We start from the raw sequence: 12,261 nt of genomic DNA on the forward strand, positions 1-12,261 counted from the left end.
GCCACTATTCCAATCTTGTCTCTGACTCCATGAAACGTAACTTATTAACCATCGTATTTAGCCTACTGGTAACGGCGGTTCTCGCTCAGGACTTTTCCTGGGTTGGCGTTCGCGGACAGCCTATTGTCAATACGGTATCATTGGCTTCTATTTACGGCAATGAGACGGCAACAGTGAAGCTCTATTATTCATCAGGTGGATCTGTCTATCCGACAAAAATGCAGCCAGCCGTTGTTCAAGCTGGCGTGTCGCTTACGGTGACAATTTCGGCGGGTCAATCAGCAGCCCTGCAAAATGAAACCTTCGTTGAAGTTGTAACGAATGGGGTACGTCGGTATACGGGAAAACTGACTATCGGAGAAACCATGCCTCCCGGTGGAGGATCAGGTTCAACATCAACCGTTACGTGGAATCAGATCTTACAGAAACCGACTAGTTTTCCTTCTACGATCGCTGATGTTGTCGGGTTAAGTACGGCGCTGGGTCTGAAGATCAACAGTACCGAAGTGTATTCGAAAAGTCAGTCAGACAGCCGGTTTAAAGCCATCAATTATGTTCCGAGTTTTGCTGAACTAACTGGAAAACCCAACTTTTTTTCAGGCAATTATTTAGATCTTCTCAATAAGCCAACCATTCCTAGCTCAGCAAGCCAGGTAGGAGCCTGGTCTAAAACTGAAGCCGACGCCAGGTATGTAGACCTTTCCAGTGCGCAGACAGTTACGGGTAAAAATATTGTGGCGACTAGCCTGGTGAGTCCGTATGTCGGCATTCATAACGGCGGTCAATTCGTAGCCTCGTCAGGTAACGGAGGATCAGGAGGGGGCAGTGCTGCAACGATAATAGCGGCTACTGGTACGAATGCTAACGGAGGATACACGCATATTCAAGGTTTATATGCTGGTGTAGCCTATACGGCTCCCATCGTAATGCAGGATCAGGGAGGTAGCGTAAGGATCGGTTCGACTACTGAGGTAGGATCTGGGTATAAATTGCAAGTCTCTGGTCCTGGGATTTTTACAGGGGATTTAGTAATTGGTGCTGGTGCTGCTCAAACAGCCAGGAACGATCCTACTAACTTCAACCTTGGTAGTGACTACGCCCCTACTACAACAGAAGGATTGAAAGCGTATCTGTATAGAGGCTCCTCCTATGCAGAAGCTTATGGATTCGGTATAGCCCCTAGTACCTTGATACACCGAGCAGGAAGTAACGCGATTCATCTATTCCAGTCTGGATTGACTGATATCGCCTATGTTACGGCGAACGGGTTCGGATTTCGAAATACGACAGCTGGCAATCGCAATGCAATGACTCCCAGTACTGGGTTCATGATTAACCAGACGGACAGCTGGCCAGGCACGTATAGATATAACGGTTCAGTGTGGGAACGGTATCTAATGTCGACTGAAGCGGGTAACGTTTCAATACCGGGCAGTCTGACCGTAGGAGGTAATGTTATCCAGTCCAGTGTTTTGCCAGGTTCATTGAGCACAGCCTATACGCAACAGCACTTGGGGCAATCGGCTGTCATACTGGCATCGCTATCTTCCAATGATCTCATTTTAGCCAATAATGCCTATCCTATTTCGGGGGGAGGATTCAAGTACAAAAATGATGGCCCCGCTTCGCTATTCTTTCAATCAGCAAGTGGGACTTCATACATTTTTACGGCTCCATCAGGCATCAAAGATGCAAACGCAACCTTCACGTCCAGATTCTCGATCGATGTAAGTGGTAACATAACAGGTAAGCCGGTCAGTAGTCCGAGTATGAGCCCTACGACTTCTGCCAGCGTAGGGATGGGTACTGCCCCCTCATCGATCATCACGAACGCTACGACTTACGGTGGTGGTGAGATCTACTTTACGACGGGTAGTTCGCCTACCATTGGCAAGATTCTGACTTACACGTTCAACACAACTTTAAATCAGCAGCCTCACGTATCCTTAGCGGCCTATAGCGATGCGGCTGCTACGGATTTCAGCAGGTATCGGGTTAAGAACATTACTACTAGTGGGTTTGAGATCTGGGCTGTGACTGCCCTGCAAGCCACTACTGAATACGCCTTTACATTCACTATGACTCAATAGATTATGGGAGCTATCAATCGAAACGGAATATTATATGAAGTCCTCACTCGTGTAGTGACGCCTGCCATACCAGCTGTACCAGGTACGTTTAATCCGGAAACGGGCCAATTCGAGGGCGGTTCGCCGGAAGTGCCTGCGGTCACAGAAGAATACGAGAGTGGCGCACAATGTGGGCTCATATCTGCTATTCCTCCTAGTGCTCTCATTACGATCGAGCATACTCGAACAGTCAGAATGATCGAATGTACAGATCAGGAGGATCTTCATAAAGTAATGACAGTGCAAATCGATCACTGGGCCCCCGATGGAACGCCAATGATCGACAAAATCATAAACGACCCTACGCTATCCGCTGATGCGAAGGAGCAACAAAAGAAGTTGTTTGCCTCCTACCGATTAGCCCCTAAATCCACAAGAGACAGCTGGATCATTCCTTCTACGATGGAAATGGTCAAGCCTGACGCTGACGGTAATGTTCCTGAAGGGGCAATCCCTGAGCGGATTTTCTATCAAAACTTACCGGATACTGCTTTGATCGCTCAGGGAATCGTATCGGAAGAGGAGCTACGTTCTCAACAGCGGGTCTATATCATGATGAAAATAGGCATGCTGGGCATCGTTGCCAGAGCAGGCATTTAACCAGGCACTACCATGAAAAAGCTATTATTCTTCTGGGTATTGGCATTACCAGTGCTGGCGCAAACACCAGCGCCGGTCCAGGCAGATTTTCAAATCTTCCGAGGGGATATCTACGAATCGAAGCCGTTGACACTGGTGCCAGCCGATACATTGCAAACGTTATCGGTTCGCTACACCTATACGAAGGCCACCACCAGTCAGCTCGTTGATCCCCAGCCAACCATTACACGAACTGGGTTAACTGTCGTTTTGCGGTTTACCTCGACGGCTACTTTGCCAGAAACGGGCTGGTATGAACTCTCCGCTGGCGTCGGCAAAACCAAGTTCATTGGTGTCGTCAGTGTCGGTAAAAATGGGACGGCTGTGACAAACGCTGACGGTACTTTACTTGCAAAATATCTGAGTCAAGTAGCTGTAATACAGGATGCATTGCCAACCAAATTGAACAAATCGGATACCACGTCGATGCTGCAACCGTATGCGAAGGCCGTCAATGTGTACCCTAAAAGTCAGACCTATACTCAGGCTGAAGTCACCACGATTCTACAAGGCTATTATTTGCGCGTCACGGTGGCCAACAAAACAGCTGCGGCATTGGCAGCAACGGGTTTGCAACCAAAAATTATTACGGTCACGACCGATGAATCAGACGGCAATCGAACCAATAAGTACATCTATGACGGAGATAATCAACCCTTGCAATACCCACTTTTTTAAGATGAAAACGATACTCGCACTCCTGCTTTTGGCCAGTACTGCCCTGGCTCAATCCATTCCAAACCGTCAAGTCGATATTGGCGTATTGCCCCCGGTTAAGGTTACCAATACCGATTTACACATTCGCTCGGTGGATGATCGGGCGTATCGCATTCTAAAAGAGGGACACTTGCCCAATATGTCGTACGCTAGTACACAGACAGGAGCGAGTCGCACGACGCGCACACCTGGTAGTTCGGGTCCCTCGACAACGTTTACCGTTACACCAGGTTGTGTGCTGGCTGATGGCGAATTGATTATTCAATCGGATCAGCCGTTGGCGTTTGGGGGCTATATAAAACATGGAAACTACTCAGAATCCAATACGGTCGGCGGAGCAGCTATTCCGTTGAATGTGATTGCTGGACCGGGCAATGTCTACAAAGCCATATTACCCAAATACCTCTATGAAGGCGCTAAAATTACGCTCAATAGTCAGTACCTGGCTCCCCGAATTGTTAGTGATTCGATTAAGTCCGCAGCTGTCACGGCCATGATTAACGGGACTGAATTTACGAATCATCAGGTCTGGAATGCGAAAAAGGTCTGGCTTAACATTGGCGATAGCATGTCGGGTGCCAATGCGATGGGGAATGACGCTGGAGGTAAACGCTATATGGGCCGCTGGCATTATTCATTCGTCGGTGTAGACAGCTTAATTGCTGAAGGAAAAATTACGCGTTTGGTCAATCGACATCTCGATTCCGGAACATCCACGGATCTGGTGGAAGCTATTCGAAATGGTACACTCGATGACATTCCATTTGATTTGCTGACTGTCTTTGTGGGATTTAATAATGCTACAGCTACCATCACGCAACAGTTCACCGATGAGCTCAATGAGATTATTCGCTGGCGCAATCGGCAATGGAACATTCGACTTCAGGATGATCCTACGATTCAAAAACCATCCATTGTATTGATCGGAATGCCCGTCACCGACAAAACGCCCTATGTGTCTAACGTAGCGGGTTATCGATCAGCAATGAGTGCACTGGTCAGCACAGCAAACCGGGTCTATTACTACGATGCGAGTAATGCGTATTCACTCAACGCTACAGCCACAGCTGATGTAAATATTTCCAGTACCGATCGCACGGCTACCAACCGGGTGCACCCTAGTGGCATCGGCAGCACGCTCATCGGAAAAGGGCTATACACCGTGATTAAGACAACGCCTTTCTACAGTTCATTCTGATACGCCACGCAAATGATTGCGATCAGCAGTGAAACCTATTAGTAAACCGTAACCCACTCAACCTGTGAACGAAACCCCTTTTATCGATTCAATACCAGGAGACGCCCTAATTTTTTTGTGCCTGATTGCGAGTAGCTTGGCTCGGTTGACCCGGAATGAGTCGATTTCAGCAATGGCCGCTCTCAAAGAATTTTACTGGTCGCTCATTGTTGGTGCCGCTATTACCGGCTGTGTCATCTATCAGGCAGAATGGCACATGAAAACAGCCTGGTGGGTCGCTCTGGCAGCTCCGCTGGCCAGCAGCTTCATTGTCGAAATCTTGATTGCCAAAGGTGATGAAATCAAGAAAATGCCAATCAAGGAATTGCTTCCATTCATTTTGGATGAAATACAAAAACGCTTTACAAAAACCACCGTAAAACCATGAAAGTACTGACCATCGTTATTCTGTTTCTGGCCATGAACGCCAGCGTTATTTTTTTAGCTGGTCTGCATAAAGTCCCAAAGCTGGTTCGCTTATCAGTAGCAGGCATTGCAGCATCGTTTGGATTAACCCTTCTGCTCGTCTGGAAATGGTCCATTCATTCCAACTATGGGATAGTTGCCCTCGGCCTGTCGATTACACTAGCCGCAGCAACCGGCTTTCGCCATACCCATAAAGCCGTCATGACTCGGGATGAACGGGTAAAACTGATTCGTGAATATGCGATTGGCGTCGTGATCACGTCGGTAGCGGCCGTACTGGCCACAGCGTTGATACTCCAGCTGAACGAGCCGGTAGCCGCTACTCCAGTGGACGCAACGCAGGCGCCGACCTCAACAACCGTTGCGATCGGGGATAGTACGCAGAAAGCAATTGATCAGTTTAACGCCCTGTCGAAATGAAAGCTCAGCGAATCGGATTGATTATTGTCAACCTGCTGCTGCTCTATGCGGGAGTGATGCTGTTCTCCATGGCACAGGCTCAGAGCCTGCCCATGTACATCAATCAGGATCCTGGCTACTGGTATAATCTGTATCAGGAGGAACAGGCCAGAGCGAACGGACTTGAGCAATACGGGCGAACTGCTATTTATGGATTGTCAGAAAGCCTCAAAGCTGCCAATGATACGATTATTAAGCAGAATGCAACTATTGTTCGACTCGTCAAAGAACGTAATGGGCAGACTGATCGAGCCGTAAAAGCTGAAACCGCATTAAAACCGGTTAGTGACGAGCTCGCCAAATATGAAGGCAAAACGATTGCCGGAAAAGCGATCCGGAAAGTAAGTAACGCTTTGAAGTACGTAGGGGGCGGAACCGTTCTGTTTTTCGCCATTAAAGCAGCGGTACCATGAAAGCACTAACAGTTGATCTACTGGTTCGCTGCGGAGCTGTCCGGTCGGGAGCCGAGAAGTACGTCGCCCTGTTGAACGAACTACTTCCCTATTACAAGATCACGACCCATCTGCGGGTATCGCATTTTCTGGCGCAAGTGCTGCATGAGTGCGACTCGATGAAAACTGCAGAAGAATATGCGTCAGGGGCAGCCTACGAAGGTAGAGAGGACTTAGGGAATAGTGAACCCGGCGACGGAATGCGCTTTAAAGGGCGTGGCTTGATTCAGTTAACGGGCCGAAAGAACTACGCAGCGTTTGCGGAGAAATTCGGCGTAGACTGCATGAACCATCCGGAATTGATCGCCGAACCTCGCTGGGCAGTAGCCTCAGCATTGAACTTCTGGAACGTCAATAAATTAAATGGCTGGGCCGATATGGATAGGGTTTATCAGATTAGCTGTCTGATCAATATTGGCCATATACCTCTGCCAAATGAAAAACGTCAATTTCCCAACGGATGGGTAGAGCGTCAGGCATTAGTCAGGCGATGTAAGGGCGTATTGGCTGAGATGTTTTGATAAAGAACTTTCATGTAGAATAGATTAGGGTTTATAACTAAAAAGGCTGGTCACAGTGTGACCAGCCTTTTTTCTACAACGCACAGTTGAAGGTTTTACTTCTTGTATTCTTTATCCCGAATCATCCGTAGATTATTCAGAAAGGAATATTCTCTCACATCTTCAGCGGGAATAATGCCCCGTCTGATCCAGTTCGTGACTACATTGATGCTCTCCAGGTTGTGCCGTTTCGCATACTCCTTCAACGTGACCCATTCAGAGAAATCTATTTTCTTGCCGTTAACAACCATGTAGGCATCTCCTGCCTTAATTTCCTTTATTAGTTCGTCCGTTTCCTTGAGCAGGTTCGCTAACCCTTCATTTTTTACCTTGCTTTTAGTTTCCATAGTTTTCATATCCTTGATTATTGTCCTAATTGTTCCATCCCCATTGTACCGTCCCTATCCATGATTGTCACCCAAATTATACGTCCTTACTCTATATCACTGCGGCATATTATGGTTGGGGGTTTTCACCCCCTTCATTAGTCGAATCCTTCTAGGCAGTCTTTTAAGAAGTTGATTCGGTCTAATGCTTCATTGATTTCCTCTTCTGTTAGCTCGCCTTGATGCTCTTTGAGGTAGGCTTCAATCTTTCTGATCTGTGCCTTGATTCGGTTGATAAATCCCTGATTCATAATCTTCGTGCGTTGTTTGATTATGGAACAAAGATATAGTCTGTTCACTAATGGAACAAGAAAAGTGGCAATTATTTTCAAGAAATTTTTAGATTTTTTTAGGGTACCAATTGGCCTAAAAACAGGAAAGCCCAGACCTAGCAGATCCGGGCTTTTGTTTCGTAGTTTTGCGACCATGGACGAAAAAACAAGCATTTACGCCAATACAAATGATCCCTATCTACGCCTGAATGGCATCTGGTATCGCCGCATCAATGGCCCAGGATGGACGAGGATCGCTCCTGAAAATGCACCGCCAGCCTATAGCTGGGCACCACTACAGCGCAAACAGTGGGCCGTTTTTCGGTCAACCTTCGTCGAACTGAACCTGTTAGACAACAGCGCAACCGATGCCATTGAGAAAGGCCTGCCTGAAGAACCGCCAACAAAAGCAAAACCCGATCCTGCGTGAATCGGGTTCTCTTTTAAGGAAAATCAATATCATCGTAAAAGGCCTCATTTTCAGCTTCCCATTCTTCCTTGGTTCGATCTTTCCCTAATCCTATACAGGCCAGGTGAAATCGGTATTCTGCATTCTGTTTTTCTGGCCAGGCACGAATAGGATGATGCCATTCCTCAAGCTTTTTCCCGCAGCGACTGCATAAACATTGGGGATGGCCAGCATCAGGCGAATCACGAAATAGGGTGTCGGTTGGTAAGATCTGAATGCTCATGGCTGAACCTCCTTCACGCCTTTAACGGCAGCGGCCGCTTCGCTCTGAAGATTCTCATAGGTCATTTCCAGGGCTTCTTCGTAATCCAAACCGAATTGGCTTTTGCTGGATTTCCGTAGCTGAGCGGGCGTTTGATACATCTTACTGATTCGCAGGAGAGCAGCTCGCATCTTGTTGAATTGTTCAGCTTGTTTCTTCGTCATGGCTTAGGCGTTGAAAAAAGATAGGACTACATCTTCTGAAATAGCTATTCCGGACTCTGATTTTACATGATCCAAAAACTGACTGATCAGATTCATGTTTCGCTCAGTACGAGCTTCCAATTGTTCGTCGGTTTCGGGAGCGGGGCCAGTTCGCCACTGGTGGTGCCAGGCGAACAAACTGAAAATGGCTGTATCGCGCGGATCGCCTTTCTCGATATGCTTCACTAAATCACGTTGCAGCTGCTCTTCCCAATCGGATTCCTGCCAAGCCCAACCGAACTTATATTTACGCTCATTGGCAATCAATTTTTCGAGTAATGCCCGCATGAATCCATTTAAGAGATGGCGAAACTCATCGCGTAAATCAGCTTCGTTAATTGCGGATTCAGTAGGCTCTGGCAGTCCAAGACCCTTCATGATCAACTGAAGTCGCAATTGCTGCGGATTGATGTATTGGTAGATTTCATCGCGAAACCCATTCGCGCTATCGTCTCCCATATCCGATTCCGCCAGCAATTCCAGAATGCTGCTAAAATGATCGTCTAACTCGGTTAGTATTTGGTGGTCATATTGTTTCGACATAGATCTGATTTTTGACACGTTTGTTGCAATTTTTAGCTCGTTTTTGGGTGATTTCGCTCACGTTTGAGCAACTTTTCGCCCATTTTCTGCAATTCAGGGCACGATCCGTTTGGCCACCCCATCGGGCCCAAACTCGATGCAGCCCCAAACCTGATGCAATGCCCATTGCTCGTGATACCATACCCGAATGCCGTTAAGCTCAGCGATGTATTGCATCGCCGGATGCAGCCGCTTAATGGCGAGCATGACCAAATCACGAAGGGTAGGACTTGAAGGCAAAGAATCCCGATCATTAGGAACCGCAATGCTCATATGTCTGGCCACTCGCATAGTTTCCCCTCGCATGGTAAGCAGTTCGATTTGCAGTATGCAAGAAAGCTTTTGAGTCATGATCGGACTCTCCAGCGTCCATTCGGGTTGATCAAGTTGAATGTCCATTGGTCGCTATAATCTGTCCAGTACAAGCAGGTCGCTCTGTCACCTCCTCGCCTCCCGGCATCTGGTAGGTTTCAATCCAGTCGGGTCGCTGTTTCTTTCTGCGTTTTACGCAACCACACTTCACGCAAGTAGCGCTTTCTCCCCATTCTGGCTTACCATCCCATTTGTGGCGCTCGTTGCCCGGTACCACCCTTGGCGGCCTGGCTTCATTAAGATGCACCCAGCCTCCGCCGGGGAGTTGATAAAAACCCATAATGTATTAGATTGGCTTGTACAAAAAAAAATGGAATTATACACAAGGTTTTGAGCGAATATTTCCGTTGGCTATCAGTCGATTAGTCCTTTTTGTACAAATAAAAATGGAATTATACCTATACTTTTATCGAACTGAGACACTACTTAAAAGCCTAAATTTTAAGGTCGTAAAGCCGTGTATCGCCATCCTTGAAAACCGGTCATTTCAATTTGCTTTGAGTAGGGCAGGGAAACCCAGTTAGCTAGCACGATAACAAAACCCGATGGTTTGTCTTCCAGTAAATACCCCTTGTTAATCCAAACCTGGGCACTATCGGAAGAGATGATGTGAAAGTAGCCTCTGACTCTTCCGTCATAGATCATAAAACAAACCGACTCGCCCAGGGGTGCTTTAGGCAATCGGACCAGGCGAACAAACCAGAGCCATTCCTTGCCCTGATTCGTGCCTACCCGGTCTACTTCGTCCCAATCGGTTTCGCCATCGCATCGCCGTAAAACCCGTTCGGCAACCTCCCAGGTTTTGAAGCGGCCTTTCGGAATAGTAGCAATGATATTTTTCATAGTGGTGTTTCACCGAGCACGCCCATTACTCCTCGTTTCAATTCCTCGTAATAGGCGACCGTATCCTGCACTCGCTGCCATTCGCTTTCGGTGATGATGTACTGACAGGCTGAACAGGTATGCACGTACGAGTGCCAGGGAACTGTATGCTCGACAGTTGCAATCTGGATCAGTTCACATTTTGGGCAGACGATTGTTTCGTTATGCGATTCGACATTCATGAGAAAATATGTAATTAGTCCTGCTGAATAACTTCATTGGGAAGGTCGAAAAACCAGAAACCTTGTGACCCCTTAGCTGGGATAGGCGTTTCAAAGGGTGTCGGATTGATTGTCTGCCAAGCCCACCGGTTAGCGGAATAATCACCAAATGCGATTTCATTCCACACAGCGGCCGTGTAGAATCCTTCAATGATATCGGACTGACTAAGCAGCCATTCTTCCGTTCGCATCGAGCCAATCAATTCAACCGTGCCCAATATCTTTCCGGTCGGCAACTCCACATCTTTCAGTGCTGACTTGAACGACGCTTCATTCATCTTCAGCCTACACCAGTTCGGAATAGCCGCAGCGGCATGAATGCCAAGCGTACCACGAACCAACGTCCGTCTATTGCGGGTTTCGTTAGTCTTTAGCCCTAACATCATCAAAGTTGCATAGGGCTGATATAGCGTTATGATTCTCATGTTTCTTGATCTGGACACATTCTAATTTTGAGGCGTTTGGGCAGGGGCGTTGGCTGAAGCCATTTTTCGATAGATGTGCCGAATAATCAAATCGCTCATTTCGTCTGGATGGACTAATTGATGATCAGCCAGAAAGTGCTGATGGATGGGGGATTCATGCACCCACAATTTCAACTCATTCCGGATCTGCATCCCGATGCCACCACTCAGCTGAGAATGACAGAATGCGGCAAAATCATTTTCACCGTCTTTCAGGTACTTTTCCATCCCTTGAAAACGTGGCAGTAGGTAATCAACGGCCTCGTTGAGGGTTATCGGTAAGGGAGGCTTAGGCTGATCGGGGGTAGTCGATGAAGGTTCTACCACCATACCAGGTATGCAGGTCAAATAGATATCGCCTTTTATACCAACAATGGGTTCATCATCATAGCCCTCTTCCTGAGCATAAACAGACTTGGGCTCCCAGCCATCACTGGTTGGATTTATGTGGTCTTCGTTCAATATCCATACAGAATCAATATTCTGATTGAATTTTTCCCCAAGTATGCGAGCTGGCTGCTGGCGTTGCTCAGGCGTAAGTTTACTTAGCTCCTGATATAAATTTTCGAGTGTATACATCGTAAAATTTGATTAGTAAATTGATTGATTAAAACACCGGGCGTTCCCATTTCTGATACCCAATCAGTGCGCCCGGTGTGGGTCGGATCAGCGCAGGCCTGGCGGTCCACGCAGGTGGAAGAGTTGGTTCATTAGAACAGAGTTAATTGGCCAGCATTAGCCACTTTTCTAGCTGTTTTGGGGCTTTCTTTTGGCGTTGTATCGATGCAGACCGTTTCGGTTTTAATGGGCAGAATTGCCGCTTCCGGAACTGGCTTTGCAGTGCTCCTTAGCCTCCAATCCCAACCTCCCATAATGTGCGCAGGCGTATACCAGGATTCCCTCATTTCCATCGTGAGCGTGTTGCCGGCATAGACCACAGCTGGGATGTGTAGTAGTGAAAACTGTACATAGGTCATGTGCACGCACCGTATATCGATATCAATAGCCGAGACGTGCAAACAATGCTGGTAGTTGATCTTGTACGAATACATAGCCATTGCAAAGGCGATTACCATCGCTCCAGATCCACAGGCAGGCTCCTGAAGGGTCATGTGGCCTTTTTCATCGATAGTCCGTTGAATCCCTTTGTCGAAAGTCATTTTAGCCATCATTTCGCAAAGACCGTAGGGCGTAAAGAACTGGCCAGCATGTTGGTTGTGAAGCTCCAGTTCATGGAATAATTCGCCAAGTACATCTCTCGGAGCTATCTCCATTTCATTGGCTAGCAGGATCAACAGCTTTGGAAATTCGTTGAGCTCCTCTGCCGAATACTTCTTGATCATTTCCATATACCGGGACTCTCGACCCTGGTACTGCTGCTTATCAACTGCATTGGAAAAGGATATAGCGGCCATTTCGCAGAAGTCAGCAAAGACATTATACGTACCGTGCTTATATGCCAGGGCATTAATCGCCTTAGCCATAGCAGACATTGCTTGAGCCATTGATTGAAGGATAGTAAGGAGATG

20 protein-coding genes are annotated in these 12,261 nt (G+C 47.4%); 9 read left to right on the forward strand and 11 right to left on the reverse strand.

Annotated features, from left to right (window positions below; translation table 11 throughout):
* Positions 1-29 precede the first annotated feature (29 nt).
* The 8 genes from GJR95_RS31480 to GJR95_RS31515 all read left to right on the forward strand — a co-directional run bounded on the left by GJR95_RS31480 (position 30) and on the right by GJR95_RS31515 (position 6,580).
* Positions 30-2,090 carry a hypothetical protein gene (locus tag GJR95_RS31480; RefSeq protein ID WP_162389639.1) on the forward strand — a complete coding sequence of 687 codons (2,061 nt, stop codon included), beginning with the start codon at positions 30-32 and terminating at the stop codon, positions 2,088-2,090.
* A 3-nt stretch (positions 2,091-2,093) separates the two neighbouring features.
* On the forward strand, positions 2,094-2,729 hold the full coding sequence (locus tag GJR95_RS31485) for a hypothetical protein (protein ID WP_162389640.1): 636 nt from the start codon (positions 2,094-2,096) through the stop codon (positions 2,727-2,729).
* 12 nt (positions 2,730-2,741) lie between these two features.
* Positions 2,742-3,446 carry a hypothetical protein gene (locus GJR95_RS31490; RefSeq protein WP_162389641.1) on the forward strand — a complete coding sequence of 235 codons (705 nt, stop codon included), beginning with the start codon at positions 2,742-2,744 and terminating at the stop codon, positions 3,444-3,446.
* 1 nt (position 3,447) lies between these two features.
* Positions 3,448-4,683, forward strand: coding sequence for an SGNH/GDSL hydrolase family protein (locus tag GJR95_RS31495; protein ID WP_162389642.1), 1,236 nt, complete (start codon positions 3,448-3,450; stop codon positions 4,681-4,683).
* Between the two features lie 64 nt (positions 4,684-4,747).
* The gene (locus GJR95_RS31500; RefSeq protein WP_162389643.1) at positions 4,748-5,110 is read left to right on the forward strand and encodes a hypothetical protein; all 363 of its coding nucleotides are present in this window, start codon (positions 4,748-4,750) and stop codon (positions 5,108-5,110) included.
* Positions 5,107-5,568, forward strand: coding sequence for a hypothetical protein (locus tag GJR95_RS31505; RefSeq protein WP_162389644.1), 462 nt, complete (start codon positions 5,107-5,109; stop codon positions 5,566-5,568). Before GJR95_RS31500 ends, GJR95_RS31505 begins: the two co-directional genes overlap by 4 nt.
* A complete protein-coding gene (locus tag GJR95_RS31510) occupies positions 5,565-6,020 on the forward strand; it encodes a hypothetical protein (RefSeq protein ID WP_162389645.1) in 456 nt (151 codons plus the stop codon). The genes GJR95_RS31505 and GJR95_RS31510 overlap by 4 nt, the downstream gene beginning before the upstream one ends.
* Entirely contained in the window at positions 6,017-6,580 is a 564-nt protein-coding gene (locus GJR95_RS31515; protein ID WP_162389646.1) for a glycoside hydrolase family 19 protein, read from the forward strand. The genes GJR95_RS31510 and GJR95_RS31515 overlap by 4 nt, the downstream gene beginning before the upstream one ends.
* Before the next feature lie 95 nt (positions 6,581-6,675).
* Here GJR95_RS31515 and GJR95_RS31520 read toward each other — a convergent pair whose 3' ends face one another.
* Both GJR95_RS31520 and GJR95_RS31525 read right to left on the reverse strand, forming a co-directional pair.
* Positions 6,676-6,966 carry a hypothetical protein gene (locus GJR95_RS31520; RefSeq protein ID WP_162389647.1) on the reverse strand — a complete coding sequence of 97 codons (291 nt, stop codon included), beginning with the start codon at positions 6,964-6,966 and terminating at the stop codon, positions 6,676-6,678.
* A 137-nt stretch (positions 6,967-7,103) separates the two neighbouring features.
* Entirely contained in the window at positions 7,104-7,256 is a 153-nt protein-coding gene (locus tag GJR95_RS31525; protein WP_162389648.1) for a hypothetical protein, read from the reverse strand.
* A gap of 175 nt (positions 7,257-7,431) precedes the next feature.
* Between GJR95_RS31525 and GJR95_RS31530 the strand changes: the two genes are divergently transcribed.
* Entirely contained in the window at positions 7,432-7,707 is a 276-nt protein-coding gene (locus tag GJR95_RS31530; protein ID WP_162389649.1) for a hypothetical protein, read from the forward strand.
* Positions 7,708-7,720: 13 nt separating this feature from the next.
* Here GJR95_RS31530 and GJR95_RS31535 read toward each other — a convergent pair whose 3' ends face one another.
* The 9 genes from GJR95_RS31535 to GJR95_RS31575 form a co-directional block, all read right to left on the reverse strand.
* A complete protein-coding gene (locus GJR95_RS31535; protein WP_162389650.1) occupies positions 7,721-7,969 on the reverse strand; it encodes a hypothetical protein in 249 nt (82 codons plus the stop codon).
* The gene (locus GJR95_RS31540; protein WP_162389651.1) at positions 7,966-8,172 is read right to left on the reverse strand and encodes a hypothetical protein; all 207 of its coding nucleotides are present in this window, start codon (positions 8,170-8,172) and stop codon (positions 7,966-7,968) included. The genes GJR95_RS31535 and GJR95_RS31540 overlap by 4 nt, the downstream gene beginning before the upstream one ends.
* 3 nt (positions 8,173-8,175) lie before the next feature.
* Positions 8,176-8,754 (reverse strand): hypothetical protein, encoded by a 579-nt coding sequence (locus GJR95_RS31545; protein ID WP_162389652.1) that lies wholly within the window; start codon positions 8,752-8,754, stop codon positions 8,176-8,178.
* A 93-nt stretch (positions 8,755-8,847) separates the two neighbouring features.
* A complete protein-coding gene (locus GJR95_RS31550; protein WP_162389653.1) occupies positions 8,848-9,192 on the reverse strand; it encodes a hypothetical protein in 345 nt (114 codons plus the stop codon).
* Positions 9,193-9,606: 414 nt separating this feature from the next.
* On the reverse strand, positions 9,607-10,008 hold the full coding sequence (locus tag GJR95_RS31555; protein ID WP_162389654.1) for a hypothetical protein: 402 nt from the start codon (positions 10,006-10,008) through the stop codon (positions 9,607-9,609).
* Complete coding sequence (locus GJR95_RS31560) at positions 10,005-10,229, reverse strand: hypothetical protein (protein WP_162389655.1); 225 nt, start codon at positions 10,227-10,229, stop codon at positions 10,005-10,007. The genes GJR95_RS31555 and GJR95_RS31560 overlap by 4 nt, the downstream gene beginning before the upstream one ends.
* A 14-nt stretch (positions 10,230-10,243) precedes the next feature.
* Positions 10,244-10,693, reverse strand: coding sequence for an ASCH domain-containing protein (locus GJR95_RS31565; protein ID WP_162389656.1), 450 nt, complete (start codon positions 10,691-10,693; stop codon positions 10,244-10,246).
* 21 nt (positions 10,694-10,714) lie between these two features.
* Positions 10,715-11,311 (reverse strand): DUF6794 domain-containing protein, encoded by a 597-nt coding sequence (locus GJR95_RS31570; protein WP_162389657.1) that lies wholly within the window; start codon positions 11,309-11,311, stop codon positions 10,715-10,717.
* Positions 11,312-11,442: 131 nt separating this feature from the next.
* Entirely contained in the window at positions 11,443-12,216 is a 774-nt protein-coding gene (locus tag GJR95_RS31575) for an N-6 DNA methylase (protein ID WP_162389658.1), read from the reverse strand.
* Positions 12,217-12,261 lie beyond the last annotated feature (45 nt).

Origin of the sequence: Spirosoma endbachense (assembly GCF_010233585.1) — a bacterium.
Lineage (GTDB): Bacteria > Bacteroidota > Bacteroidia > Cytophagales > Spirosomataceae > Spirosoma > Spirosoma endbachense.